The organism is Mesorhizobium sp. ES1-4, assembly GCF_020164745.1.
In the GTDB taxonomy this organism is placed as follows: Bacteria; Pseudomonadota; Alphaproteobacteria; order Rhizobiales; family Rhizobiaceae; genus Mesorhizobium.
Genome location: NZ_JAIUGV010000005.1, coordinates 147,866 through 173,891, shown reverse-complemented (window position 1 = coordinate 173,891; position 26,026 = coordinate 147,866). Strand labels below are relative to the sequence as shown.

At 64.8% G+C, this 26,026-nt stretch carries 29 protein-coding genes; 18 read left to right on the top strand and 11 right to left on the bottom strand.

Features of this window, described 5'->3' with window-relative positions; all coding sequences use genetic code 11:
- Nucleotides 1-2: 2 nt before the first annotated feature.
- The 7 genes from LB556_RS11400 to LB556_RS11370 all read left to right on the top strand — a co-directional run bounded on the left by LB556_RS11400 (nt 3) and on the right by LB556_RS11370 (nt 5,865).
- Nucleotides 3-797 carry an amino acid ABC transporter ATP-binding protein gene (locus LB556_RS11400; protein ID WP_224567016.1) on the top strand — a complete coding sequence of 265 codons (795 nt, stop codon included), beginning with the start codon at nt 3-5 and terminating at the stop codon, nt 795-797.
- Nucleotides 798-829: 32 nt separating this feature from the next.
- Nucleotides 830-1,291 carry a RidA family protein gene (locus LB556_RS11395; protein ID WP_224567015.1) on the top strand — a complete coding sequence of 154 codons (462 nt, stop codon included), beginning with the start codon at nt 830-832 and terminating at the stop codon, nt 1,289-1,291.
- 25 nt (nt 1,292-1,316) lie between these two features.
- Entirely contained in the window at nt 1,317-2,522 is a 1,206-nt protein-coding gene (locus LB556_RS11390) for an aminotransferase class V-fold PLP-dependent enzyme (RefSeq protein WP_224567014.1), read from the top strand.
- A gap of 138 nt (nt 2,523-2,660) precedes the next feature.
- Nucleotides 2,661-2,882, top strand: a complete 222-nt coding sequence (locus LB556_RS11385) for a hypothetical protein (RefSeq protein ID WP_224567013.1) — start codon at nt 2,661-2,663, stop codon at nt 2,880-2,882.
- 46 nt (nt 2,883-2,928) lie between these two features.
- The gene (locus tag LB556_RS11380; RefSeq protein ID WP_224567012.1) at nt 2,929-3,468 is read left to right on the top strand and encodes a sigma-70 family RNA polymerase sigma factor; all 540 of its coding nucleotides are present in this window, start codon (nt 2,929-2,931) and stop codon (nt 3,466-3,468) included.
- Complete coding sequence (locus tag LB556_RS11375; protein ID WP_224567011.1) at nt 3,465-4,373, top strand: anti-sigma factor family protein; 909 nt, start codon at nt 3,465-3,467, stop codon at nt 4,371-4,373. The genes LB556_RS11380 and LB556_RS11375 overlap by 4 nt, the downstream gene beginning before the upstream one ends.
- A gap of 115 nt (nt 4,374-4,488) precedes the next feature.
- Complete coding sequence (locus LB556_RS11370; protein WP_224567010.1) at nt 4,489-5,865, top strand: glycosyltransferase family 4 protein; 1,377 nt, start codon at nt 4,489-4,491, stop codon at nt 5,863-5,865.
- Nucleotides 5,866-5,880: 15 nt separating this feature from the next.
- On the opposite strand, the gene LB556_RS11365 is transcribed toward LB556_RS11370, so the two are convergent.
- From LB556_RS11365 to LB556_RS11350, 3 genes are read right to left on the bottom strand one after another with little or no spacing between them, the layout of a single operon-like run.
- Nucleotides 5,881-7,311, bottom strand: coding sequence for a glycosyltransferase family A protein (locus tag LB556_RS11365; RefSeq protein ID WP_318011278.1), 1,431 nt, complete (start codon nt 7,309-7,311; stop codon nt 5,881-5,883).
- Nucleotides 7,308-8,375: a hypothetical protein gene (locus LB556_RS11355; protein ID WP_224567008.1), complete on the bottom strand. Its 1,068-nt coding sequence runs from the start codon at nt 8,373-8,375 to the stop codon at nt 7,308-7,310. The genes LB556_RS11365 and LB556_RS11355 overlap by 4 nt, the downstream gene beginning before the upstream one ends.
- Nucleotides 8,376-8,379: 4 nt before the next feature.
- Entirely contained in the window at nt 8,380-8,796 is a 417-nt protein-coding gene (locus LB556_RS11350) for a PqqD family protein (protein WP_224567006.1), read from the bottom strand.
- Nucleotides 8,797-8,960: 164 nt separating this feature from the next.
- Here LB556_RS11350 and purE point away from each other — a divergent pair, with 164 nt between their 5' ends.
- A complete protein-coding gene (purE, locus tag LB556_RS11345; protein WP_224567004.1) occupies nt 8,961-9,458 on the top strand; it encodes a 5-(carboxyamino)imidazole ribonucleotide mutase in 498 nt (165 codons plus the stop codon).
- Nucleotides 9,455-10,555, top strand: coding sequence for a 5-(carboxyamino)imidazole ribonucleotide synthase (locus tag LB556_RS11340; RefSeq protein ID WP_224567002.1), 1,101 nt, complete (start codon nt 9,455-9,457; stop codon nt 10,553-10,555). Before purE ends, LB556_RS11340 begins: the two co-directional genes overlap by 4 nt.
- A gap of 102 nt (nt 10,556-10,657) precedes the next feature.
- Here LB556_RS11340 and LB556_RS11335 read toward each other — a convergent pair whose 3' ends face one another.
- Nucleotides 10,658-11,077 carry a lysozyme inhibitor LprI family protein gene (locus tag LB556_RS11335; protein ID WP_224566999.1) on the bottom strand — a complete coding sequence of 140 codons (420 nt, stop codon included), beginning with the start codon at nt 11,075-11,077 and terminating at the stop codon, nt 10,658-10,660.
- Nucleotides 11,078-11,318: 241 nt separating this feature from the next.
- Here LB556_RS11335 and ykgO point away from each other — a divergent pair, with 241 nt between their 5' ends.
- The 3 genes from ykgO to LB556_RS11320 all read left to right on the top strand — a co-directional run bounded on the left by ykgO (nt 11,319) and on the right by LB556_RS11320 (nt 13,348).
- The gene (ykgO, locus tag LB556_RS11330; RefSeq protein ID WP_006327841.1) at nt 11,319-11,444 is read left to right on the top strand and encodes a type B 50S ribosomal protein L36; all 126 of its coding nucleotides are present in this window, start codon (nt 11,319-11,321) and stop codon (nt 11,442-11,444) included.
- 110 nt (nt 11,445-11,554) lie between these two features.
- Nucleotides 11,555-12,202 (top strand): tetratricopeptide repeat protein, encoded by a 648-nt coding sequence (locus tag LB556_RS11325; RefSeq protein ID WP_224566998.1) that lies wholly within the window; start codon nt 11,555-11,557, stop codon nt 12,200-12,202.
- A gap of 78 nt (nt 12,203-12,280) precedes the next feature.
- A complete protein-coding gene (locus LB556_RS11320; protein WP_224567507.1) occupies nt 12,281-13,348 on the top strand; it encodes an alpha/beta fold hydrolase in 1,068 nt (355 codons plus the stop codon).
- Here LB556_RS11320 and LB556_RS11315 read toward each other — a convergent pair.
- From LB556_RS11315 to LB556_RS11305, 3 genes are all read right to left on the bottom strand, one after another.
- Nucleotides 13,314-13,817, bottom strand: a complete 504-nt coding sequence (locus LB556_RS11315) for a hypothetical protein (RefSeq protein WP_224566996.1) — start codon at nt 13,815-13,817, stop codon at nt 13,314-13,316. The two genes, LB556_RS11320 and LB556_RS11315, sit on opposite strands and share 35 nt — an antisense overlap.
- Before the next feature lie 83 nt (nt 13,818-13,900).
- Nucleotides 13,901-15,334, bottom strand: a complete 1,434-nt coding sequence (pyk, locus tag LB556_RS11310; RefSeq protein WP_224566994.1) for a pyruvate kinase — start codon at nt 15,332-15,334, stop codon at nt 13,901-13,903.
- Nucleotides 15,331-15,777, bottom strand: coding sequence for a DUF1036 domain-containing protein (locus LB556_RS11305; protein WP_411908582.1), 447 nt, complete (start codon nt 15,775-15,777; stop codon nt 15,331-15,333). Before LB556_RS11305 ends, pyk begins: the two co-directional genes overlap by 4 nt.
- Nucleotides 15,778-16,064: 287 nt before the next feature.
- Here LB556_RS11305 and LB556_RS11300 point away from each other — a divergent pair, with 287 nt between their 5' ends.
- The 3 genes from LB556_RS11300 (at nt 16,065) to LB556_RS11290 (ending at nt 18,739) form a co-directional block, all read left to right on the top strand.
- Nucleotides 16,065-16,862, top strand: a complete 798-nt coding sequence (locus LB556_RS11300) for an N-formylglutamate amidohydrolase (protein ID WP_224566992.1) — start codon at nt 16,065-16,067, stop codon at nt 16,860-16,862.
- 18 nt (nt 16,863-16,880) lie between these two features.
- Nucleotides 16,881-17,189 carry a DUF1244 domain-containing protein gene (locus tag LB556_RS11295; protein WP_224566990.1) on the top strand — a complete coding sequence of 103 codons (309 nt, stop codon included), beginning with the start codon at nt 16,881-16,883 and terminating at the stop codon, nt 17,187-17,189.
- Nucleotides 17,190-17,557: 368 nt separating this feature from the next.
- Nucleotides 17,558-18,739: an MFS transporter gene (locus LB556_RS11290; RefSeq protein WP_224566988.1), complete on the top strand. Its 1,182-nt coding sequence runs from the start codon at nt 17,558-17,560 to the stop codon at nt 18,737-18,739.
- Here the strand turns inward: LB556_RS11290 and LB556_RS11285 are convergent.
- Nucleotides 18,697-19,611, bottom strand: coding sequence for a LysR family transcriptional regulator (locus LB556_RS11285; RefSeq protein ID WP_224566986.1), 915 nt, complete (start codon nt 19,609-19,611; stop codon nt 18,697-18,699). The two genes, LB556_RS11290 and LB556_RS11285, sit on opposite strands and share 43 nt — an antisense overlap.
- A gap of 115 nt (nt 19,612-19,726) precedes the next feature.
- On the opposite strand from LB556_RS11285, the gene LB556_RS11280 reads away from it, so the two are divergent.
- The 3 genes from LB556_RS11280 (at nt 19,727) to LB556_RS11270 (ending at nt 21,202) form a co-directional block, all read left to right on the top strand.
- On the top strand, nt 19,727-19,924 hold the full coding sequence (locus LB556_RS11280; RefSeq protein WP_224566984.1) for a DUF680 domain-containing protein: 198 nt from the start codon (nt 19,727-19,729) through the stop codon (nt 19,922-19,924).
- A gap of 47 nt (nt 19,925-19,971) precedes the next feature.
- Entirely contained in the window at nt 19,972-20,175 is a 204-nt protein-coding gene (locus LB556_RS11275; protein WP_224566982.1) for a DUF680 domain-containing protein, read from the top strand.
- 67 nt (nt 20,176-20,242) lie between these two features.
- Nucleotides 20,243-21,202 carry an SDR family oxidoreductase gene (locus LB556_RS11270; protein ID WP_224566980.1) on the top strand — a complete coding sequence of 320 codons (960 nt, stop codon included), beginning with the start codon at nt 20,243-20,245 and terminating at the stop codon, nt 21,200-21,202.
- 31 nt (nt 21,203-21,233) lie between these two features.
- Here the strand turns inward: LB556_RS11270 and LB556_RS11265 are convergent, their stop codons facing one another.
- The 3 genes from LB556_RS11265 to LB556_RS11255 all read right to left on the bottom strand — a co-directional run bounded on the left by LB556_RS11265 (nt 21,234) and on the right by LB556_RS11255 (nt 25,943).
- The gene (locus LB556_RS11265; RefSeq protein WP_224566978.1) at nt 21,234-21,392 is read right to left on the bottom strand and encodes a DUF3309 family protein; all 159 of its coding nucleotides are present in this window, start codon (nt 21,390-21,392) and stop codon (nt 21,234-21,236) included.
- A gap of 119 nt (nt 21,393-21,511) precedes the next feature.
- Entirely contained in the window at nt 21,512-24,688 is a 3,177-nt protein-coding gene (locus tag LB556_RS11260; protein ID WP_224566976.1) for an efflux RND transporter permease subunit, read from the bottom strand.
- 79 nt (nt 24,689-24,767) lie between these two features.
- Entirely contained in the window at nt 24,768-25,943 is a 1,176-nt protein-coding gene (locus tag LB556_RS11255; protein ID WP_224566974.1) for an efflux RND transporter periplasmic adaptor subunit, read from the bottom strand.
- Nucleotides 25,944-26,026 lie beyond the last annotated feature (83 nt).

The window sequence follows — 26,026 nt, the reverse complement described above, 5'->3', positions numbered from 1 at the left end:
CGATGTCCGAAGCCCCAAACGCCAGTCCCGCGCTGCTCGACATGCGTGACGTCTCCAAGGCCTTCGGCGCCGTCGAGGTGTTGCGCTCCGTCAGCCTTCAGGTGAAGCGCGGCGAGGTGGTGACCGTCATCGGGCCTTCCGGCAGCGGCAAGACCACGCTGCTGCGCTGCGTCAATTTCCTGGAAAGCTACGACAGCGGCTCGATCCGTATCGACGGCAAGGAGGTCGGCTTTCGCGAGACCGCAACGCGCCAGCGCCGCAGCGAGCGCGATCTGGCCGCCATGCGCGCCGAGACCGGCATGGTGTTCCAGAGCTTCAACCTGTTCCCTCACCTGACCGCGGCAGGCAACATCATGCTGGGCTTGACCAAGGTGCGGGGAAAGAAGGAGGCCGAGGCGCGATCGATCGCCGAACACTGGCTCGGCCGTGTTGGCCTCGCCCACAAGGCCGACAGCCTGCCGGCCGAACTCTCCGGCGGCCAGCAGCAGCGCGTCGGCATCGCCCGCGCCGTGGCCATGGAACCGAAGATCCTGCTGCTCGACGAAATTACCTCCGCCCTCGATCCCGAACTGGTCGGCGAGGTGCTGGCCGTGGTGCGCAGCCTCGCCGACGACGGCATGACGATGCTGATGGTGACCCACGAGATGGCATTCGCCCGCGACGCCTCGAGCCGCATCGTCTTCATGGCCGATGGCGAAGTCAGCGCCGTCGGCCCACCTAAGGAGATCCTCGCGGCGGAGACCAGCAACGAACGTCTGCGCACTTTCCTGGCGCGCTTCCGCGCCTCGCATTTCTGACATTGCACGGCCGACGCAAGGAGCCTTCACCCATGACCCCTTATCTCAGGCTCGCCGAACTCGGCCTGACACTGCCCGAGCCGCCGACGCCCATCGCCAACTTCGTCACCCATGCCGAGAGCGGGCGGCTGATCTTCCTCTCCGGCCAGGGGCCGCTGCGCGCCGACGGCACGCTCTGCACCGGCAAGGTGGGCGAGGATGTGACGGTCGAGCAGGCTTATCAGCACGCCCGCCTCACCGGGCTCAACCTGCTTGCCGTCATGCATGCCGCCGCCGGTGACCTCGGCCGCATCGTACGCGTCGTCAAGCTGCTCGGCTTCGTCAACGCGACGCCGACCTTCAGCGACCATCCGAAGGTGGTCAATGGCTGCTCGGACCTGTTCGCCGATGTCTTCGACAAGATCGGCGGCCACGCCCGCTCGGCGGTCGGCGTCGGCTCGCTGCCTGGAAACATCACCGTCGAAATCGAAGCGGTCGTCGAGATCGCCACCTGACTTGCCACCCACGGGATCTGCTCACATGAAAACCTATTCCGACACCGGCTCCAACACCACCATCCGCGAACGGCTCGGCTTGCGACCGATCATCAACGTCTCCGGCACCATGACCGCGCTTGGCGCGTCGATCATCGTCCCGGAAGCAATCAGCGCCATGGCCGAAATGGCCTCGCAATGGGTAGAGATGGACGACCTGCAGCGCGCCGCGAGCACCGTCGTCGCGCGCCTCACCGGCGGCGAGGCCGGCTTCATCACGGCCTGCTGCGCCAGCGGCATCACCATGGCGATCGCCGGCGCGATGACCGGAACCAGCTTGCTCGCCATCGAGCGCCTGCCCGACGACACCGGGGAACTCAAATCGGAGGTCGTCATCCAGCTTGGCCACATCGTCAATTACGGCGCGCCGATCGACCAGTCGGTCCGCGTCGCCGGCGCCAGGGTGATGCCAGCCGGCACGGTCAGCGTCACGCAGGATTATCATGTGCGCGAAGCGATCAACGAGCGCACGGCGGCGGGCCTCTACGTCGTTGCCCATCACACCGTGCAGTACGGCATGCTCTCACTGGAGGAGTTCTGCGAGATCTGTCACGCCAGGGGCGTGCCGGTGATCGTCGATGCCGCGTCCGAGTATGATCTGCGCGGCTTTTTGGCGCGCGGCGCCGACGTCGTCATCTACAGCGGCCACAAATTCTTGAGCGGGCCGACCAGCGGCATCGTCACCGGCCGCAAGGACCTTGTGCGGGCCGCCTATCTGCAGAACCGCGGCGTCGCCCGCGCCATGAAGGTCGGCAAGGAAAGCATCGCCGGCACCATGGCGGCGCTCGAAGCCTGGGAGAAGCGCGACCACGCCGGCATCCGCCAGCGCGAGGAGGCGGCACTCAATCTCTGGAAGGACGCTTTGCGGGAATTGCCGGGCATCTCGGCGAAAATCATTCCAGACCCGACCGCCAATCCGCTCGACCGGCTGCAAATCTTCGTCTCGGCGGAGAGCCGCTTCACCGCGGCCGGGCTCGCCTCGGCGCTGGCCGCCGGCTCGCCGCCGATCATCGTGCGCAACCACGAGGTCGAGCGCGGCCATTTCTTTCTCGACCCTTGCAATCTACATCCCGGCGAGGCCGAGATCGTCGCCGAACGTTTGCGCGCCGTATTGACCGCGAAGGACCGTCCTGCCGACGCAATGAAGGTCGCCCGCAAGGATTCTTCGGGCGTATCGCGCTGGCCGGATTGATCGCTAAAACCGGCCAACAGTGCCGAAACCACCGGTTGATCACGCGACTGTGAACAGCCGGACTTGGCCAGGCGGGAATAATTCGACCCCTCAACAAGTCTCCTCGACATACGCCAAGCTGGCGTTGAGGAGATCGGCATGCCCCATCATCGCGAGCACAGCGGGCGCGGCCACGGCGCCAGCCGCCGTCACGCGCTGGCGAGCGTGATCGTCATCAGTCCCTCCTCCGTGGCGCGCTTCCTTTTGATGGCGCTTGACACTGGTGACGCGGATGAATTCACTTTCAGCACGGCAGGCGATTTCGCCCGTTTCCGGAGGCTTTGCTCGTGCAAGCAAGACAAAGTCGCCGTCGCATCTTGAGGCGGCACGGCCTGTCCGCTCCGGAGTATCGGATCATGGTGCTGCTTTGAGCGAGAGGGCCCTGGCAGAGCGCTTCAACCAGGTGGTGGTGCCGCATCTCGCCGATGCATTGGCGCTTGCCCGTTGGCTGACCGGCAATGCAGCCGATGCCGAGGACGTCGTGCAGGACGCCTGCGTCAAGGCTCATGCCGGCATATCAGGTTATGCCGGCGGCAATGCCCGTGCCTGGCTGCTGACCATAGTGCGCAACACCTCCTACACCTGGATGGCCCGCAACCGGCCGCGCGCCGTGATGGCTGTCGGCGACTTGGGCGATCTCGACGACATGGCCGCGGCCCATGGCACCAGCCGGCCCGACGAAGACGGCCCGGAAGCGGGCCTGATTGCCAGGGCCGATACGGCGGCGCTGCAGGCGGCGATTGCGGCCCTGCCGCGACCGTTTCGCGAAACGCTGGTGCTGCGTGACATCAACGGCCTCGGCTATCGTGACATAGCCGCCATGCTCGACGTGCCGATGGGTACGGTGATGTCCAGGCTGGCGCGTGCCCGCGGCCTGCTGGCATCTGAACTGGGGAGAGCGCCATGACCGGCCATGACGACGGACTGCCCAATGATCCTGAAGGTATCAGGCTGATGATCCATGCCCTTGTCGATGGCGAACTCGATGCGGCGGCCGCCCTTGCCGCGGAGCGTCGCATCGCCGCCGATCCCCGGCTTGCCGCCGAGCACGCCCGCATTCTTGCCTTGCGAGGCGCAGTCGGCAGCTTGCCGCGCCCGGACGTCAGCGACGCCTTTCTGGCCCGCATCGCGGCAATCGGCGTGGCCGGCGCCGAGCAGCAGGAGCATGCCGAGGCAACGGAGCCGCAGATGGGCGCACCGTCGGCGCCACCGGGATTGATCGCGGACGCTGGCAGGGGCCTGAGACGAACCGCCGAGATGCGCCCCTGGGCGCGGACATCGCCAAGAACAGGCCGCTTCGGCTCATTCGACTGGCGGGCCATGGCCGCGTCGATCATGATAAGCGCGGTGCTGGCCAGCGGCGCGACGCAATGGGTGATGTTCAACGGCGCGGAAGACGGCGTCGCCGACGCCGTCGCCAGCGGCCATCGCCGCAGCCTGCTCGCCGCGAGTGCGATCGACATTGCTTCCTCCGACCGCCACACGGTCAAGCCGTGGCTCGACGCCCGCATCGGCGTGTCGCCGCCGGCGCCGGACCTTGCCCAGGACGGTTTCGCCCTCGTCGGCGGCCGGGTAGAGGTGATATCAGGCCGCCCGGTACCGGCGCTGGTGTACCGCCACCGCGAGCACCTGATCACGCTGGTCGCCGAACCGCGGCAGGGCGCCAAGATCATCCAACCGGACAATCTTTCATCCGGCGGCTTCTCGATGGTGCACTGGAGCGACGGCGCCTTCTCCTATTGGGCGATCTCCGACATGGAGCGGCCCGAACTCGACGACTTCGTCGCCCGCTTCCGCAAGGCGGCGGTTTAGGCGGACTTCAGAAGGAGCGTTGATCATCCGGGCGCGGTTTGCCCGCGCGGCGCTTTCGTGAAATAGCAGAGCGAGCTCGCTTCAGCGGGTTGCAATCACTGCGCCCGGCGATCCGATGAACCTCCTGCATGTCATTCCCAACCTCGGTCCCGGCGGGCCGACACGCTGCCTTGTCACCTTCGTCAAACTGTCCAGGATCAGCCATCCCGACATCAGGCATGTTGTGGTCACGCTTCAATCCGCCGACCACTACATGCCGCTCGTGCTCGAACTCAAGCGGCAGGGTGTCGAAATCCTGCGGGGATCCGGGCGCGAAACGACAATCGCCCGCATCGACAACGCCGATGTCGTGCTGCTGCATTTCTGGAGCACGCCGCGCTTCTGGCGCCTGCTGGCCGGCGATCTGCCCGCGGCACGCTACCTGCTCTGGGTGAAGGTCCTCGGCGCGCACGCGCCGCAGTTGTTCAACCGGCGGCTTCTGGCCGACATGGCGCAGCTGGTCTTCACGGCGAAGCCGCCGCCGGAGGTCGCCACCGAATTCGAAACGGCGCGCGTGGTTCCCGGCCTTGTCGACAACCAGCGCGTTGGCGCGATAACGCCACGGCCGCACGCCGGCTTCAACGCCGACTATATCGGTACGACCAATCGTGGAAAGATGCATCCGCGCTTCATTGACATGATGGCGCGGCTGGACATTGCCGATCTCAAGGTGCGGATCTGCGGCGGAGTGCTCGATCCGGGCATTGCCGCAGCCATTGGCGGCGCACCGATGCCCGAGCGGTTCGAATGCCTTGGCTTTGTCGAGGACATCGCCTCGGTGCTGCAGACATCCGATGTCTTTGCCTACCCGCTGGCCGAGCGGACCTACGCGACGAGCGACAAGAGCCTGCAGGAGGCGATGCTGGCAGGCGTTCCGCCGGTGATCCTGCCGCATGGCGGCCCCGTCCGGTTCGTCATCGATGGCCGGAACGGCATTGTCGCACGCAGCGAGGACGAGTTCGTCGAAGCCATTCAACACCTCCATCGTCACCCGGACAAACGCAGGGCGCTTGGCCGTGAGGCGCGCCAATCGGCACTGGCGATGTTCTCGGCGGAGCGCCATGTCGCAACGCTGATGCGGACAATCGAAGCGACGATGCCTCGGCCTAAGCGGCGGCTTCTGGATCGTGGCGATCCAACGATGCCGGCGCGCTCCCCATCGCTGCTGTTTCTGCTGTCGCAGGACTGGAATGAGGCTGCGGCCCAGGACGCCATCATCGACTGGCATGCCGGCCGCACCGCCGCTCTGGAAGCCTATGCGCAGGGACTCGACGACGATGCCTTTCAGGTGGAAGGCGGCATCCTGCATTGGCGCAACGAATGCCCTGAAGACCCGCTGCTGCGCTTTTGGACGGCCCTCTGGCTGAAGCGCCATGATCGCCACGACGAAGCCGATCGGGAGATGGCAGAGGCGATGCGTCTCGGCGCGCCGGAGGCAGCCGCGCAGCTGTGACGCATCCCTGCCGCCCTATTCGGATGTCTCGTCGCCAGCCAGGCGCGCGGCGCGCAGTTCGGCGCGGTGTTTGCCCAGCATCCGGAACATCGCTTGCCGGTTTCGTTCGTTCTCGCGGCTGAGATTGTTGTCATGCAGGCGCTTTTCCATCAGCACCTGAGAGGCGACGCCTATTGGCGTGCCGGATAGTCGCAAGCGCCGGAACCAATCGGTATCGCAGCCCATGCCAAGCGCCGGATCGAACCCGCCGACGCGATCGAAGACGCCGCGGTGAACAAGCAGCGCGCTGGGTGTCCAGCCCAGTCGCGGCAGCGTATTACCCGACCGGTCGACAACAGTCGGGTCGGGCGACCCGGTGTCGTCGACAAGACGAAAATTGCTGATGCAGGCGGCCGACATCACGAACAATTCTATAGCCTTCGCCTGCATTTCCAGCTTGCGCTCATGCCACAGATCATCGTGGTCGAGAAATGCCAGCAATGGCTCGCCGGCCTCGGCGACTGCCTGGTTGCGCGCCGTGGCCAGTCCTTCTTCCGACTGGGCAACGACGCGAACATCGTCCTGCGCCTGAAGATAGTCGGCGGTGCCGTCGGAGGAGGGCCCGACAACCGCGATGATTTCCGTGGCAGCCAGCGTCTGCGCCCTGATGCTGGCCAACGCCGACGGAAGATATTTGCGGCCGTCGCGAACGACCAGCAAGACCGAAACCCGCGGCCCGCCCGCTGCCGGTGCTGATGCCCGTGGGCCCGGTGTGCGCCGCCGGCTGTTGCGCACCAGCCGGATCCAATTCTCGGCCGCCCCGTGCTTCAAAGCCTTCGGCTCCTGCGTCACGGTCAGCGAGTCCTGATGACGGCGGTACTCCAGCACCGTGTCGGGGATGATGAGGTGGCGGGCGCCGGTTTCGCGCAAGCGGATGAACAGAACCACATCCTCGCTTTGCCGCAGGCTTTCATCGAACAGCCCTGCCGCGAACAACGCTGCCCGTCGTGACATAAGCGCCCCGACATTGAAGCCGAGATAGGGCGATCCGAATATACCCGGCGCCGCGGCAGTGACTTCTGCCGGCTCGCCGAAACGCCTGACATGACCCTGCACGACATCGGCGCCGGGCGCGTCGCGAAAGCCCTTGGCCAGCAACGCAAGAGCTTTTTCCGGCCACAGATCGTCGGCGTCGAGAAACGCCACGAATTCGCCGGCGGCCTGCCGCAGGCCCCGATTGCGGGCCGCCGACGGCCCGGCATTGGCTTGCCGCAGGAGTATCGCTTCGGGGAACGCAGCCTCCACCAGCGGCGCGATCGGCGGCTCCGAGCCGTCATCGACCACGATGACCTCGCAGCCCGCGGCATTCTGCGCCCGGATGCTGGCCAGCGCGGCCGGCAGATAGCGATGGTTGTTGTGGACCGGAACGATGATGCTGAGCGAGGGAAGGACGGCTGCTTCGCTCATGGCGCGTCTCCGCTTTTCGAACCCGGCTGCGTCAGCAGCGAACGGATCGCTGCCGCGGAAGCGTCGGCATCGCGCGACATCTGCAGGCGGTAGGCTGGAACGGCACGCGCCAGGCGGGCAATCGCCCGCATTACCTTTGCGCCGTCATGTTCGGACTGCGCGATTGTGCTGGCGGCAAGGTTTGCCAAGGCGACCTGCGGCGGGATGGGCTGCAAGACCGGTTCCGGCAGGCCGGCGACCGCGGGGATGACGATGGCGGCAATCGACAATTCCTTGACCAATTGATCCTGTCTCAGGCGATCGACAAACAGGATGTTCTTATGCTCCGCCATATCGGCGGCATCGGCTGGCACCGCGTTCAGCCAGGCTGGAACCACCGCAGCCCCCCGCCGCCATTTCGCCGTCGAATAGAGCGCGTGGACGCGCGGCTCCTGGTGATGGTCGAACAGGCAGTAATCGTCGCCGACATAATCCAGCCCGTCTCCCAGGCAGGCCAGCGCCATGGTCGACTTGCCGACGCCGCCGCGCCCGGCGATCAGCACGCCGTGGCCCTCGAACCCGACCGCGGCCGCATGCAGCGTCGACATGCCGAGCCGCGCCGCAAGACCATCGAACAACCAGCGAAACGGCGCTGCCCGTTCGTACCAGGGCACGGCCCGCGATGAAGGCAGCCAGATGAACGCTCGGCGCGTGGTCCAGTCGGCAACCGCGAATCCATCCTCGCCACGAAGAAAATAAGTGGTTGTGTCGGCATCGGACCAGGCGGGAACGACGCGCTTTTCGCCGAAATCGGCCGCCGTCCAAGACAGCCGCGGGCGTTGCAGCCCGCAGGCGGCGCCGTCGATGACGTGGATGGTGAACGCTGCCGAGCCGGACGCATCGGCAGGCCGCAATGCTTCGGCATAGGCTGCCTCAGCCGTGAAACCGTGGAACATCGTCATCACCGTCGTACGGCCGAACCTTGCGGCCTTCGAAACTGGCGGACAACGCTCCGACCTCGACAGGAATGCCAGGAAATAGTCCAGCGCCGCCCCCGGCCCCCGGATCAGCTCCGCAACCGGCATCGTCTCAACTCAAGATCGGCCAACCTTTTTTCGGGTCGACGTCGTGGATCGGGTCGAGTGTCAGCAGATCCTGCATGTCGGCATGCTTTTCGAACGAGGCCGATTGAAAAGGCCGGCCTGAGAAGGTGACGATCGCTTCATCGACATCGCCCGCTTCGACGTTCAGAAAGATGGCCTCCTGCTCAAGCCGGGCGGTGAGATCGGTCAGTTCGCGCTCGATCTCGTTGGCGGCAATTCCATAGTGCCCCGAGACAGCATCGACGATGCGTTGCGTCGAGCACCCCGTCGTCAGCGCGCTCCAGGCCTCGACCACCCAGCCGCCGCAGGCAAAATACGTTCCCTCGGTGACATGAAGAACCACGACCTCGTCGTCGAAAACCTCGAACGCAAAGAGCCTGTCGTTGAATGTGTAGGCCGTCATCGATTTTCCCCCGAGCGCGGCTTCCCCCGGCCGACATTGGTTAGCCTATATCGCAGCTCGGCCGCGCAAGATAGCATCGGGGCAACCGTCACGACTGGAGCCCCGTCCTTGCGGCCCCGCGCGAATTCCGCTAAGGCGCGCCTTTGTCGCCGGGGAGCAGAAGCTTGAACGATCAACGCGCCGACGTCGCCATCATCATGGGCAGCCAGTCCGATTGGGCAACGATGCGCCAGGCGGCCGAAACGCTGGAGGCACTGGGCGTCCCGCACAAACGGCTGATCATCTCCGCGCATCGCACGCCCGACCGGCTCTATGATTTCGCCAAGGGCGCCAAGGCGGCCGGTTACAAGGTGATCATCGCCGGCGCCGGCGGCGCGGCGCATCTGCCTGGCATGACGGCGGCGATGACGCCACTGCCGGTGTTCGGCGTGCCGGTGGAATCGAAGGCGCTGTCCGGCCAGGATTCGCTGCTCTCGATCGTCCAGATGCCGGCCGGCATCCCGGTCGGGACGCTGGCCATCGGCAAGGCCGGTGCGGCCAATGCGGCCCTCCTGGCCGCAGCCGTGCTGGCATTGAACGACGACAAGCTGGCCGCGCGCCTCGATGCCTGGCGCGCCTCGCAGACCGCCAAGGTCGCCGCCGAACCGACGGACACGCCGTGAGCCTGCCAGCCGGATCGATCATCGGCATCATTGGCGGCGGCCAGCTCGGCCGCATGCTGGCAATGGCCGCCGCCCGCCTCGGCTACCGAACCATCGTGCTGGAGCCACAGCCTGATTGCCCGGCCGCCCAGGTCTCCAACCGGCAGATCACCGCTGCTTACGACGACCCGGCCGCCCTTGCCGAACTGGCGGCGGCAAGCGCCGTCGTCACCTACGAGTTCGAAAACGTTCCGGTGGCCGCTGCAACCGCGCTTGCCGCCAAGGTGCCGGTCTGTCCGCCGGCGCGCGCGCTTGAGGTGGCGCAGGACCGGGTAAGCGAAAAGACATTCCTCAACGGTATCGCCGTCGCCACCGCCGATTTCCGGCCGGTCGATACCGACGACGACCTGACGGTGGCGCTGAAGGCATTCGGCGGCAGCGGCATCCTGAAGACGCGGCGCATGGGCTATGACGGCAAGGGCCAGCGCGTCTTCCGCAACATGGAAGCCGGCGGGTTCGCCGGCACCTGCGAGGCGATGGGCAATGTGCCGCTGATCCTGGAAAGCTTCGTGCCGTTCGAGCGCGAGATTTCCGTCATCGCCGCGCGGGGACTGGACGGCACTGTCGCCGCCTACGACCCGGCCGAAAACGTGCATCGTGACGGCATTCTACACACATCGACCTTGCCGGCCGGGGTCGCGCCCGCGACCGCGCGGGCCGCCAAGGCCGCGGCGACGAAAATCCTGTCGGCTCTCGACTATATCGGCGTCATCGGTGTCGAATTCTTCGTGCTGGCCGACGGTTCGCTGCTGGCCAACGAGATCGCGCCCCGCGTCCACAATTCAGGCCATTGGACCGAGGCCGCCTGTATCGTTTCGCAGTTCGAGCAGCACATCCGCGCCATTGCCGGCCTGCCGTTGGGCAGCCCCGACCGCCATTCCGATTGCGTGATGGAGAACCTGATCGGCGACGACGTGTTGCGCGTCCCAGCCCTGCTCGCCGAGCCGGACCTGATGCTGCATCTCTACGGCAAGGCCGAGGCCCGGCCCGGCCGCAAGATGGGCCACTTCACCCGCGCCAGCCGCCGCGACTGGAGCGATTCCAGGAAAAGCGTGTGACGGTTTTCCGTCCGGAATTGCGCGAAATAAGAGGTGGAGCGAGAGGGTTGGAGCGCGTCGGCGATTCTCTCGAACGTTGAACCACGCTAATCGCAAGCGCGCCTATTGCACCTCGTCGCTGTCCTCGCCGGAGTTGGCGCAGCCCGCATCGCCCTCCTCGCAATTGGCCGAGGCGGCGAGTTGCTTGATGCGATCATTGGTCAGCTTGGTCAGGCATTGCGACACCTCCATCGCATGGATGGACCCGCCCTGGCTGGCGGCCGTGGAATGTGTACACTCGGCGTCGCGGAAGGCGATCCAGGCCCGCTGCGCCGCCTGCAGCAACCTCCGTTCATCTGCATCGTCGGAGCTGATCAGGCCCTGATAAGTCTTGTTGAGCCTGGCGTCGGCGGCCTGGTAGTCCTCGCCGGCACAGATGTTCATCATCTGCTGGCTATCGTCGGAGCGGTCGCATTCCTGCGCGCGGGCAGCCGCGTTTGCCACGAGGACGGCAAGGCAGGCGGACAGGAATAATCGGCGCATCTTTGCCCCCAAATCACTGATTGTTGCGGCATCATCCCAGCCCGCCCAGGGTCGCGCAATGCCGCGGGGGCCGACATGGTGGATATTTGATGATATCAGGACGCGAAGCACGCTTGCGGCTGACTTACGGTTGACATGGGCAAGGCTCCTCGTTTATGAGCCACCCACCGTTCAAAAGGCGCGTCTTCTGGCGCGCCTTAAAATTTCGACCCCGACCGGGTCCACACCGACAGGCAAGACCATGAAGATCAAGAATTCGCTCAAGGCGCTGAAGGCGCGTCACCGCGACAACCAGCTGGTTCGCCGCAAGGGCCGCGTCTACATCATCAACAAGACCGCCCCGCGCTACAAGGCGCGCCAGGGCTGAGTTTTCGGCCGGAGGCTTTTTTGCCTCCGCCCATTGATGCTTGTCGGCCAGACGACCCTCTCACGCTAAAATCACTTTGATGTTCCGCCGCCCGGGATTAAACTCGGGTGATGCGGATTCTTTTTGCATTTTTGACGACTTTCATTGTTTCCGGCGTCATCTCCCTGCCGACGCAGGCCGGTGATCGGCCGATCGCGGTGGCAGCCGCGGATGGTCAGCCGGCGCCCCCGGATGCCCAGCCCTCGGCCCCGGACACTCCGGCGGCGCCGATGACGAAACAGGCCCGGCTCGACAAGCTGTTCTCCGACCTGAAGCGCGAGCGCAACGAAAAGGCCGCCGAGCGCATCGCCGGCAATATCTGGAACGAATGGTTCCAGTCCGGCAGCGCCTCGATCGACCTGATGATGCAGTGGTCGCAAAAAGCGATGAACGACCAGAAGTTCGACGTCGCGCTCGATTTCCTGGATCAGGTGGTGACCTTGCAGCCAACCTACGCCGAAGGCTGGAACCGCCGCGCCACCGTGCATTTCATGATGAAGAACTACGGCAAGTCGATGGCCGACATCGATCGCACCCTGCAGCTCGAGCCACGCCATTTCGGCGCGCTTTCGGGCCTGGCCCAGATCATGGCTGAAACCGGCCACAAGCAATCGGCGCTTGAGGCCTGGCAGAAGGTGCTGGCCATCTATCCCATGATGCGCAGCGCCCAGAACCAAGTCGCCACCCTGTCGGAAGAGCTTGCCGGCGAAGGCATTTGAAGAATAGGCAGTAGGGAATAGGCATTGGCCTACTCCCTACCCCACAACCAATCCCACCTCACGCCCGTATATCCCCGCATGAACCTGATCTATGCCGCGCTCGCCTTCCTGATGGCGCTTGTCCTTGCCCTTGTCGGCGTGACCCGTGTCGGCTCATGGCTGATCGAGCGCCGCGATCCGCCGATCGGCGAATTCGCCGACATCGACGGCGCTCGCATCCACTATGTCCACATTCCCGCGCCAGCCGGCGCGGACCTGCCTCCGATCGTCTTCATCCATGGTGCCAGCGCCAATTTGAAAGACCAGATGCTGCCGCTCAGGCCGTTGCTCGAAGGCCGTGCCGAAATGGTGTTCTTCGACCGGCCGGGAGCCGGCTGGTCGGGACGCGGCCTGGGCAACAATGAGGATCCGTCGGCGCAGGCCAACACCATCTCCGTGCTGATGGACCGTCTCGGCATCGGCAAGGCCATCATTGTCGGTCATTCCTTCGGCGGCGTGGTGACGGCGGCTTTCGGCCGAAAGCATGCCGACAAGACGCTCGGCCTCATCTTCCTGGCGCCGGCGAGCCACCCCTGGCCGGGCGGCGCGACATCCTGGTACTACGACCTGACCACCATTCCGGTGATCGGCCGGCTGTTCTCCGAGACCCTGAGCTATCCCGCGGGAATGCTGCGGATGGCGGATGCGACGACCTGCGTCTTCTCGCCCAACAAAGTGCCGGACAATTACCTCGCCGAGGCCTCGATCCCGCTTTTGCTGCGGCCATCGGCCTTTCGCGCCAACGCCACCGACGTCGCCGGGCTCTATCGCTATGCGCTTGGTGCCGCACCGCATTACAAAGAGATCACGGCGCCGACCGTGGTCATCTCAGGCGACCGCGACAAGGTCGTCTACGCGCATATCCATTCCGTTGGTCTGGTGCGCGACATATCAGGCGCCGAGCTCGTCTGGGTGCACAATCTCGGTCACAAACCCGACTGGATCGCCCCCGACCTAGTCGTCGGCGCCATCGAGAAAGTCGCCGGCAAGGATATCGACCTGGAAGCAATCGCAGGGACGGTGGAGGCACGGATTGCCGCCGACGCCTATGGCGTGGGCAAATGCGCCGACATCAAGGAACCTGAAGCGGAACTCGCGCCGACCTGACCATCCGAAAACGGTCATCGCAAGACGCCATTGGGATCAGCGCAGCATGTACGTCCTGAAACATGGCATAAAGAGAAACCCCGAAAAGCGATGGGCGCTGCCGGACCGCGTCTTTTTCGGTCACGGCGCGTGCGCCATTCTCGCCGGTACCTTCCTCAAGCATCCGCCTCTGGAGGGATTTTACGCAGAACGGATCATCCCGGCTGAGGGTTTTGCCGGAAACCATGTCTATGTGACGAACGGCAACGTTGCCTTCGACTACCACGGCTACTCCGGTCGCGAGCGCCTCCTGGACCACCACCAAAGGGCATGGACGTCCCACAGCGCCGGCTGGCAGTGCACGATCGCGAAAGTCGATTTCGACTTGCTCGACACAGCGGAATTGAATCGGCGAAAGATGTTGGGCCCGGATCAGTACCTCCATGACGCCTTGCTTCGTGCGCGCCGGTTGCTCCAGCGAATAGACCACGCGGAAGCCGCGGCAAGGGCGCTCAGGATCGCATGTCGCCCCAGGTCACCTCGGCTCGCGCAGTTCTCTGGGGAACGAACGGCTTACCGGCCGGCAGTTTCGGATCCGACATAGGCGATGCGCAGCATGTTGGTCGATCCCGGCGTCCTGAGCGGCACGCCGGCGGTGATGATCACGCGGTCACCCGGCTTGCCGAATTCTTCTTCCAGCGCGATGCGGCAGGCGCGGTTGACCATGTCGTCGAGATCGGTGGCATCGGGCGAGACGACGCAATGCGTGCCCCACAAAAGCGACAGTCGCCGCGCCGTATTGAGGATCGGCGACAGCGCCACGATCGGCACCTGCGGCCGTTCGCGCGCGGCGCGCAGCCCGGTGTTGCCGGACGCGGTGTAGGTGATGATCGCCGACAATTTCAGCGTCTCGGCGATTTCGCGCGCTGCCAGCGAAATGGCGTCGGCGCCCGTCGCTTCCGGCTCGGAGCGCTGCGCGTTGATGATCCCGGCATAGGTGGGGTCGGTTTCGACCTTGGTGGCGATGCGGTTCATCATCGCTACGGCTTCGACGGGATAGGCGCCCGCCGCCGATTCCGCCGACAGCATGACCGCGTCGGCGCCTTCGAAGACGGCGATCGAAACGTCTGAGACCTCGGCGCGGGTCGGCACGGGGGCGGTGATCATCGATTCCAGCATCTGCGTGGCGACCACCACAGGCTTGCCGGCGCGGCGCGCGGCGCGCGTGATCTGCTTCTGGATACCGGGCACAGCCTCCAGCGGCATTTCGACGCCGAGATCGCCGCGGGCGACCATCAGTGCATCGGACAGTTCGATGATCTCGGCCAGCCGGGCGACGGCCTGCGGCTTTTCGATCTTGGCCATGATGAGCGCTCGGCCACGAGCGATCTTGCGCGCTTCGGCCAGGTCTTCCGGCCGCTGCACGAAGGACAGCGCGACCCAATCCACGCCCGTGGCCAGCACCGCGTCGAGGTCCCTCCGGTCCTTCTCGGTCAGCGCGCCGACCGGTAGGTCGGTATCGGGCAGGCTGACGCCCTTCTTGTCGGAAATGGTCGTGCCGGCAATGACGGTGCAGACGATCGACTTGCCGTCGCTCTTCACCGCCTTCAGCTCGAGTTTGCCGTCGTCGATCAGGAGGCGATGGCCTGCTTCGACCGAACGCAGGATTTCCGGGTGCGGCAGGTAGACCCTGGTCGAGGTGCCTGGCTCCGGGTTGTCGTCGAGCGTGAAAGTCTGGCCAAGCGTCAGCACTTCCTTGCCGTTGGCGAATTTGCCGACGCGCAGCTTCGGGCCCTGCAGGTCGGCCAGGATACCGATCGGCCGGCCGACTTTTTCCTCGACGGAACGGATGCGGCCGACCAGCGTGCGCATCAGCTCATGGTCGGTATGGCTCATATTGATGCGGAAGACATCCGCACCGGCCTCGAACAGCTTCTTCAGCATCTCCTCGGACGAGGAGGCCGGACCGATGGTGGCTAGGATCTTGACCTTGCGGCTGCGTCTCATTGACTGTTCGTTCCCGGGGCGGCTGGAGCGCCTCCCGTTGCGGGCTCGTCGGTGAGCTGGACCATCCAGCTTGCCTGCTCGCCCGTGTCATATTCCTGGAATCCGGCGCGCTGGAAGCCCCGGGCTACGCAGTCGCTTACACCGGCGATCTTGAACTCTTTTTCAGCCACGCACATGTTGATCGGGCCGTCCCAGCGTCCGCCGCGCTCTGCGTCTTCTGCATAAAGATAGTAAAACCTTGATGACAGCGGCCCTTCGATCAAGGTCTTGCAGCTCGATCCTTCGATGTGCCACCAGCCCTCGGTGATCCAGCCGGCCTTGGCACGATAGCCGATGCCCACACCGACCAGGTTTTGCGTGGCATTGCAGACGCGGAAATCGGCGCGCGCCGGCGAGGCCGTGACCATTGCAGACACGCCGACGGCCAGGACCAGGAGCGGCATGGTAAAGGCAGAGCGCATGCCCTGCCTGCCGGCGCAACCCATTCCAAAAGCCCTCAAGAACCACATCAGCATCTCTCTGCGCCCCTTTTCGGAAAAGTCCGTGCGCATGTCAACGCGCCGTTTTGTCCAATTCCAATCGATTTAGGAAGGCTCCCGGCGCACGACCCGTCGCCCCTTGCCAGATTTCTCGGGAAACCTTGGCCAAACAACGGCATTGCGCACGCGTCGTCTTCGTGGAATGACGATAGCACCCTCCCCGAAAGCCAGCGAACGACCATTTTCCGCCAATGACCCGATCCACAGTTTTCGCGCCGTTCGATATCGTCGAGGGCGACCGCAAGCGGGGCATCGTGCTTCTGGCCGATCATGCCCGCCGCGACCTGCCGGAGGAGTATGGCAGCCTGGGGCTGCCGGCGGCCGAGTTCGACCGCCATATCGCCTATGACATCGGCGTCGAGGCGGTGACGCGCGAACTGGCCGCCCTGCTGGACGTGCCGGCGGTGCTCGCCAATTTCTCGCGGCTGCTGATCGATCCAAATCGCGGCGAGGACGATCCAACCCTCATCCGCCAGCTCTACGACGGCACCATTATTCCGGGAAATTACCCCCTGGCGCGGGAGGAGCGCGAAAGGCGGCTTGATCGCTTCTACCGTCCCTATCATGATGCGGTCGGCGCCATGCTGGCGTCGGTGGCGCAAGCCACCGGCAAGGCGCCCTTTATCTTCTCGGTGCACTCCTTCACGCCTGCCATGCAGGGCAGGCAGCGGCCGTGGCATGTAGGCATCCTCTGGGACATGGACGATCGGGTAGCCCGGCCATTGATCGATATGCTCGCCGCCGATGGCGGCCTCGTCGTCGGCGACAACGAGCCCTATGACGGCGCCCTGCGCGGCGACACCATGTTCAAGCATGCCATCGTCAATGGTTATGCCCACGCGCTGATCGAAATCCGCCAGGATCTGATAGCGGACCAGAAGGGCATTCTCGCCTGGGCCGGACGGCTGGCCCCGATCGTTGACGCGATCGACCGCCGTGCCGATATACACGAGGTCAAGCAATTCGGCTCGCGCACCGGGCCGCTATAAGGCTGGAAGGATGTTACGATGACCGAACTCAGCGACGAGCAGAAGCGCGACTTCGAGGCAGCCGCCTTTCGCCGGCTGGTGACGCATTTGCGCGAACGCAGCGACGTGCAGAACATCGATCTGATGAACCTCGCCGGCTTCTGCCGCAACTGCCTGTCCAACTGGTACCGCGAGGCGGCCAATGCGGAGGGCGTCGACCTCGGCAAGGACCAGTCGCGCGAGATCGTCTACGGCATGCCCTATGCCGAATGGCAAGCGCTCAACCAGACTGACGCGTCGGACGCCAAGAAGGCTGAATTCGAAGCTAGGCGTCCCACGGATCACTGAGGCCTTTGCAACGTCGTCATTCTAGGGCGAAGCAGTCGCGAAGCGACGTCGAGAAGACCCTAGAATCCATGCCGTGACGGCTGCCGAAGAACACGGCGGTGCAGAATATGATCGTAATGGCGCAACCCGGGAAATGTTCTGCATCGCTGCGATGTCTCGAAGTCACGGCATGGATCCTCGGGTCTGCGCCGCGTCGCTGCGCTCCTTGCTCCGCCCGTGGATGACGACTGGAGGAGTATCTCCGTTAATCTCCAAGTGCTTCCTTGAAGGCTTGCCCTTGGTCCAAGAACTTTCCTATCGCGGTTCTTGACTAGAAATTGAATCGATCTAATTTGGCGCGCAAAGCCGTTTTCTGACCGGATCCGCCCATGAACGCCTCGAACGCCATGCAGACCGCCATTCGAGGGCGATGGGCCGTGGCGGCCATTTTCCTCGCCAATGGCTTCCTGACCGGCAGCTGGGCGCCGCAGATCCCGGTGTTCCTGACGCGGCTGGACATCTCGAAATTCACGCTCGGCCTGCTGATCCTTTTGTTCGGCGCCGGCGCGGTCACCGCCATGACCTGGTGCGGCCACCTGATCTCCAAACACGGATCGCGCACCGTGCTGCGCTGGTTCGGCCTGTGCGGCAGCCTCGGCCTGCTGGTCGTCGCGCTGGCGCCCGACGTGCCGCTGGCGGCCGTCGCCATGTTCGTCTTCGGCGGCTCGATCGGCGGCATGGATGTTGCCATGAATGCCAATGCCGTGGTGGTGGAACGGCGGCTGGGGCGCGCCATCATGTCCTCCTCGCACGGCTTCTGGAGCCTCGGCGGTTTCGCCGGCGGCGCCCTCGGCGGCTTTGCCATCCAGAACTATGGCCATCTCGCCCATGCCTTGGTGGTGACCGCGCTTGCCTTCGCGGCAATCGCGGCGGCGGTCCCCCATATCGTGGCCGAAAACAGGCCCCAGGCGGCCGAACATCACAAACTCACCTTGCCGGCAAACCCATTGGTCTACCTGATCGGCCTGATGGCCCTGCTGACGATGATTTCCGAGGGCGCGGTGCTTGACTGGGCGGCGCTGTATCTGCGGCAGGAACTCGGCGCCGACCTCGCCGTCGCCGGCCTTGCCTATGCCGCCTTCTCCGGCGTCATGGCGATCATGCGCTTTTTTGGCGATGGCGTCCGCAACCGCTTCGGGGCGGTGATGACGCTGCGCGGATCGGCTGTAGTCGCCGCCGCCGGCATGCTGATCGCCGGCCTGTCGCCCTCGCCCTGGCTGGCCATCGCCGCCTTCGCGCTGTGCGGCTTCGGCATCGCCAACATGGTGCCGATCATCTTTTCGGCCGGCGGCAATCAGGAAGGCATGTCGTCGGGCACCGGCATGAGCGTCGTCACCACCATGGGTTATTCCGGCATTCTGGTGGCACCGTCGGCGATCGGCTTCGTCGCCGAGCATTTCAGCTTCGGCCCGATCTTCATCGCCATGTCCGGCCTGCTGGTCCTCGTTCTTCTGATGGCCGGATTGGCTCACCGCGCCGAATTCGCCCCCGACGCGGCACCTGCCGAATAGCGCTTCAGTTCCTCATGGAGAAAGTCGGCCACGCGGCGGATGCGCACGCTGCCGCGCACGTCGCGGTGCATCGCCAGCCACACCGGAAGGGCAGGCAGTGGCAGGCCGGACAGTACCTTTTCCACCAGCGGATCGCGGTCGGCCAGCGGCTCCTGGCCGAGACCAATGCCGTTTCCCGCCCGCACCGCTTCCCATAGCACGATCTGGTTGTCGGCCCTGAAGCGGAAACTGCCCCGGGTGACCGGGATACCGAATTGCGTAAAGCCCCGGATAATCTCGTCACTGCGATCGAAGCCTACCAGCGCGTGATCGACGAGATCCGCCGGCCCCATCGGACGGCCGCGCCGATCGAGATAGGATATGGCCGCGCAGGCGCAGAGCGGGATATCGCAGACCTTGCGCGCGACCAGTTCATTCTGGGCTGGCTTGACCATGCGGATGGCGATATCGGCGTCGCGGCGCAGCAGGTTCTCGACCTGGTTCGAGGCCACGATCTCGACCTCGATACCGGGCTCCTCGATACCAAGCCTGGCCATCATGGCCGGCAGCACATAGGCCGCCACCACTTCGCTGGCGGCGATGCGCACCGTGCCCTCGATTGCCTCGACCGAGCCCAGCGCCAGCCGTGAAAAGGCGCTCGCCTGCTCGCTGACAGCCTTGCCGCGTTCAAACAGCGTGGCTCCGGCTTCGGTCAGCGCGTAGCCGCTCCGCCCGCGCCTGAACAGCGTGACACCGAGCGCCTGCTCCAGCTCGCCGATGTGACGGCCAAGCGTCGGCTGGCTGGCCGACAGCTTTCGCGCGGCGGCCGACAGGCTGCCGGTTTCCGCCACCGTGACGAAGCTCTTGATCAGATTCCAGTCGATTTCGCTCATTCAAGAATGAATATCAAAACTACGTGCATGGTCAATTTTAATTCATCGATGAGCCTATCATATTCGCCCTGCAAACACCGACACGAACCGCAAACACCCAACAGGAGTAACTGACATGACCAAGATCGCACTCGCCGCCACCGCCATGCTCATTGCCGCCAGCACCGCTTTCGCCGGCAGCGACAAGTTTGGCTCGGACGCTGCCAATCAACCCGCCGCCACGGTCGACCGCTCGACCACCGCATCCACATCGAAGCCGGGACAGACCACCCGGGCTCCCCACGGCGCCGACCGCAACCTTTTCGGCCGCTGATCACAACACCGACGCCAAATCCAACCCTCAAAATCAGGAAAACTCAAATGACCAGGATCGCTATCACCACCGCCGCCCTCCTCATCGCCGCCGGCACCGCTTTCGCCGGGAGCGACAAGTTTGGCTCGGACAGCGCCAATCGACCCGTTGCCACCGTCGACCAGTCGGTGACCGCGTCGATCAGCAAACCCGACAGCAGCCAGCAGACGGTCGTAAAGGGCAGCAACCGCGACCTCTTCGGCAGCCGCTGAACGGCTGTCCTTCCAACAACCTGAAAGCGGTGGGCTCGACCCATCGCTTCAAACAAGGAGACCTGAAATGACCAAGATCGCAATCCTCGGCGCCAACGGCCGGCTCGGCCGCGTCGTTGCCAAAGCCTTCATCGACGCCGGCTTCGACGTCCGCACCGTCACCCGCACCGGTAAGGTGCCGGCTGAGCTTGCGGGCGCCACCGCGGTGGCCGGCGATGCACTGGACCGCCTTTCCCTCATCCGCGCCACGCAAGGCGTCGACATCGTCTTCAACGGCCTGAACCCGATCTACACCGACTGGGGCAAGTGCCTGCCGATGGCGCGGAACGTCATGGCCGCCTGCCATGCCAATGGTGCGCTGCATCTCTTCCCCGGCACCGTCTACAATTACGGCTCGCCAATGCCGGCGGTGATCACGGAAGACACACCTTTCCACCCGACCACGGAAAAAGGCCGCATTCGCTGCGCCATGGAGGAATTGTTCCGCCGCGAGGCCGAGGCCGGCCGGGTGCGCACCATCCTTCTGCGCGCCGGCGATTTCTTCGGCGGCACCGGCAGCGGCTCATGGTTCGACTTGGTCGTCGCCGCCAAGATCAACAAGGGCATCTACACCGCGCCTGGGCCGGCTGATCTCGTGCATGAATGGGCCTATCTGCCGGACTTCGCGGTCGGCTTTGTCGCGCTGGCCCGCAATCTCGACAGGCTCGGCTTCTATGAGGCGCTGAACTTCCCGGGCCATGCCGTCACCGACCTTGAGATCAAGGCCGCCGCCGAAAAGGCCGTCGGCCATGCCTTGAAAATGACGGCGATGCCCTGGTGGGTGCTGCGCGCCGGCAGCCCGTTCGTGGCGATGTGGCGCGAGATCGTCTCGATGTCATACCTGCGTTTCGAGCCGCACCGGCTCGCTTCGACGCGGCTGGAGAGCATTATTGGCGAAATCCCCCACACGCCGCTCGATCAGGCGGTCGCCGAGGCGCTCGATGACATCGGCATCGCTACCGTGAATGGCGCCGCGGAAGCTGCCTGAGGCTCGTCGCGGCCGTGGATGGGCTGACCGTTCAGATCCGCCCCATCAACAGCAACACCAGGACGATCACCAGCACCGCACCGATGATGCCCGCAGGTCCATAACCCCAGGATCGCGAGTGCGGCCAGGCCGGAACCGCGCCGATGAGGACAAGTATCAGGACGATGATGACGATGGTGCTGATCGGCATGTGAGAGTCCCCGCTCCGCGTTTGCTTGCAAGACAACGCTTTGCGTTGCTCATGGGGGAAAATGCAAAAGGCCGCCCGGTTGTTCCAGGCGGCCTTTGCCAGTCGGATCGGAAGCCCGTCTATTCGGCGGCTTTCGGGAAGGCGATCGTCGGCTCGGCGCCTGCGTTTGCTGTCGGCGCGTCCGACAAGATCTCGCCCTTGCCGCGCCGGAACAGCCGGCTGAACCAGCCGCGCCGCGCTCCGGGCTTGATCTTGGCGCGCGTGAACACCATCAGCATCGACGGCGTCACCACCAGCGTCAGCACCGTGGCGAAGGACAGGCCGAAGACGATCGCCGAGGACAGCGAAATCCACCATTGCGTCGACGGCGCGTTGATCGTCGTCTCGTGATGGAAGATTTCCAGGCCAAGGCCGAAGGCGATCGGCAGCACGCCGAGGATGGCCGACACCGCCGTCAGCACGACGGGGCGCGCACGCTCGCGGCAAGTCTGCAGCACCGCGTCCATCTTGTCCCAGCCTTCCTCGCGCAGCCGGTCGTAAGTGTCGATCAGCACGATGTTGTTGTTCACCACCACGCCGGCCAGAGCGATGACGCCGATGCCCGACATGACGATGCCGAATGTCTCGCCCGTTATCAGCAGTCCGAGGAACACGCCGATCGTCGCCATGACCACGCATGACAGCACCAGCCAGACGCTGGTGAACTTGTTGAACTGCGCCAGCAGCACCAGGAAGATCAGGAAGATCGCGGCACCGAAGGCCTTGCTGAGAAAGGCACTGGCTTCGGCGCTGTCCTCGTTCGAGCCGGCCAGCTTCCAGCGGATGCCGCTGCCGAGATTCATGTCGGCAACGGCCTTGGTGACCTCCTGCTGGATGGCGGCGACCTGGGCACCGGCTGCGACATTGGCCTGCACGACCACGGTGCGGGCGCCGTCGATACGGTTGAGGACGCCGACGCTCGGTTTTGCCTTGCGCACGACGAAGTTCGAGATCGGCACCGACCCCTGCGAGGTCTGCACCCTGAGCTCGTCGAGCGTCGACAGCGTGCGCCGGTCCTCCGGCAGGCGCAGCCGGATATCGACCGCCTTGTCGGCCCCGGCAGGCCGGTATTCCGAGAGCTTCAGGCCGTTGGTAACGAGCTGCACCACCGTCCCGACCGAGGTCGGGCTGATGCCATACTGGGCAGCCTTGGCACGGTCGACCTCGAGTGCCCAGTCGACGCCGGGAGGCGGCAGGCCATCGGAAATGTCGATGACGCCGGGCACCTTGGCGATGCGCGCGGCGACGGCGCGCGCCTTCTCGTCCAACCCCTGGGGGTCGACTGCAGAAAGCCTGATCTGGATCGGCTTGCCGGTCGGCGGACCTGCTTCCGGCACCCGAACCTCGACATCGACGCCGGGAATGCCGGCCATGACGCCGCGCAGGTCGTTGAGGATCTGGTTCGCCGATTTGCGCTCGCGCCAGTCGATGAACTCGTACTGGATGACGCCGACGACGTCTTCGGGCACGTCCTGGCCGCCGCCGTCGGACTTGCCGACGCGGGTATAGACCGATTTCACGCCCGGCCAACCGAGCAGCCGGTTTTCGGCAATCCTGGTCGCCGTGTCCATTTCGGCCAGCGAAAGGTTGCCGCGGGCATGCACATAGAGCAGGCCATAGTCGGGTTCGACGCTCGGGAAGAACTCGACACCCGCGCCATACTTCGAATAGCCAACGAAGATGCCCGCAAGCAAGACCACGGTGAGTACCATCACGGTGATGGGGAAGCGTACCGCTTGCTTGACGACGGCCATGTACCAGCCGTCGCGATTGTCGTCCTCGTGATGCTGTGGCGCCTTGGCGAAAATCGCACCCAGCGTCGGTGCGAAGACCAGCGCATAAAGCATCGAGGCCGACAGCGTGACGATCAGCGTGATCGGCATGTACTTCATGAAATCGCCGATGATGCCCGGCCAGAACAGCAGCGGCGAGAAGGCCGCGATGCGCGTCATCGTCGCGGCGATGACCGGACCGGCCATGCGCTTGGCGGCAAGCGCGAAGGCTTCCTGCTTCGGCATCCCCTCGCTCATCCGTCGTTCGGCGAACTCGGTGACGATGATGGCGTCGTCGACCAGCATGCCGACCGCCAGGATGAGGCTGAACAGCACGATCATGTTGATCGTGTAGCCCATCATGGCCAGCAGCAGGATGCCGATCAGGAAGGATGAAGGAATGGCCAGGCCGATGAGCAGCGAGGCTCGCCCCGACAGCGCGTAGAGGATGACGATGAACACCAGGATCACGGCGATCATCACGTGGTTCTGCAGATCGCCGAGCAGCTGATTGACGAAGACGGACTTGTCCTGCGTGTAGGTGACGTGCATGCCCTCGGGCATGGTCTTGACGAAGGTGTCGGACACCTCCCTGACCTTGGTCAGCGTGTCGATCAGATTGGCGCCGATACGCTTCTTGACTTCGATGGCGATGGCCGGCTTGCCATTGAGACGCGTGATCGTCGTGGCGTCGGCGAAGGTCGAGCGGATCGTCGCAATGTCCTTGGCCTGCACCACGGCATTCGGACCGGCGACCACGGGAAGTGCCGCCACGTCCTCGGGCGTCTCGATCAGCGACGGCACCTTGACGGCGTATTTGCCTTGCGAGCCTTCGATGTTGCCGGCGGCGACAAGGCTGTTGGATGCGCCGACGGCGCCGATCAGCTGGTCGAGTTGCAAGCCATAGGACGACAGTTTCATCGGATCGATCACGACCTCGACGAGATCGTCGCGGGAGCCCTGCAGCGAGCCCTCCAGAACGCCGGGCACTTCCTCGATGCGGTCGCGCAGTTCGCGCGCCGCGGCCGCCAGCACGCGCTCGGGCAGTTCGCCGGACAGAGTGACGACGAGCACCGGAAACTCGGAAATATTGACCTCGGTGACGACGGGTTCCTCGGCGGCCTGCGGCAGGTCGGCCTTGCCGTCCTGCACCTTGGAGCGTGTATCCTGCAGCGCCGTCGCCAGGTTGGTCTGCGGCTGGAACTCGACCAGCACATAGCCGCCACCCTGGAAGGCGGCCGAGCGCATCTCCTTGAGACCTTTCAGGCTTTTCAGCTTGCTTTCCATCGGTCGCAGCAGCAGACGCTCCGAATCCTCCGGCGAAATGCCTTGATAGATCAGGCTGACATACATCATCGGAATCGGAACGTCGGGCTCCGCTTCCTTTGGCGTCGACTGATAAGCGACCCAGCCTGCGATCAGCAGGAAGACCAGGACCGAGATGGTCAGGCGGGCATTGTTGATTGCGAGTCTGACGATATCCATGACTTGTGCCTGCTGTTGCTTTCGGGAGTGGCGACGGACCGACGTCGCCGGGCAAGGCCCGGCGTCGGCGCCCCTTGCGCTACTGCGTGCCGGCGGTGGCTTCGCCGATCAGCTTGTTTATGGTCGCCTGGTCGGCCTCGACCGGCTGGACCTCATCGCCTTCCTTCACCAGTTCCTGGCCGGCGACGATGATGCGCGCATCGGCAGGAATACCGCCAAGCACAAGACCGGTCGGCGTGTCGTCGACGAGGTCGATCGGGAAGAACGCCACCTTGTTGTCCTTGCCGACGGCGCGGATACCCAGATCGCCCTTGTCGTCGAGCGTCACCACCGAGCGCGGCAGCATGACGGCGTCGGTCGGCAATGCGCTGAGCCCGATTTCCGCCGTCATGCCGGCCGGCACGGAGCCGTCGGCATTGGGGATGGCGATCTCGATACGGAAGGTGCGGGTCGCCGACGAGGCGTCGCGGCTGATATAGCGCACGGTGCCTTCGACGGTCTGGCCGCCGACGAGCCGGACGCTGGCCTTGTCACCGATCTTGAGATAGCCAAGGTCGCGCTCGCTGACCTCGCCGCGGGCGATCACCGGATCGAGCTTGAGGATGGTCGCCACCTCGCCGCCCTGCATGATGGAGCTGCCCAGTTCCACCGGCACCCGATCGATGACGCCGTCGAAAGGCGCCTTCACTTCGTTGCGGTCGAGCTCTGCCTGCGCGGTATCCAGCTGGGATTGCGCCAGGGTCAGATTGGAACGGGCGGTATCGAGTTGCAGCTTGGGCAAATTGCCGGTCTTGGCCAGCCGCTCGGCGGCATCAAGCTCGGCCGTGCGCTGCACCACAAGCTGCTTGGCGTTGTCGACCATCGAGAGCTTTTCTTCCGCCGCCAGCATCAGCACCAGATCGCCCGTCTTGACGTGATCGCCTTGCTTGACAGGCAGCTTGTCGATGATGCCGGCGACGCGGGTTGCCAGCACCGCGCGCTTGTCGGCCTCGGTCAACCCGGAAATGCGGATCGCGCGCGCATAGGTCTTGCGCGGCGGTGTCACTACCGCGACGGTGCGCAACGGCGCCTTGGGTTCGGCTTCCGCCGTCTTCGGCTTGCCCGCGTCCGGTGTCTTGCCCTGTTCGACCTCGGCGGCCTTGGCCTTGTCGGCCGCTACGCTGCCGACGGACGAGAACTCGCCTGTCCCCATCCACGCGGCGAAACCGATGAGCACAACAATGGCTGCAAGCTTGTGAAACCTGATTTTAGGCATCGTCATTTTTCCACTGCGGGTTCGGCCAGCACCGCGCCTTCGTAGCGCTGGCGCGTCGCCGATATGGGTGCGCGCCTGACCAT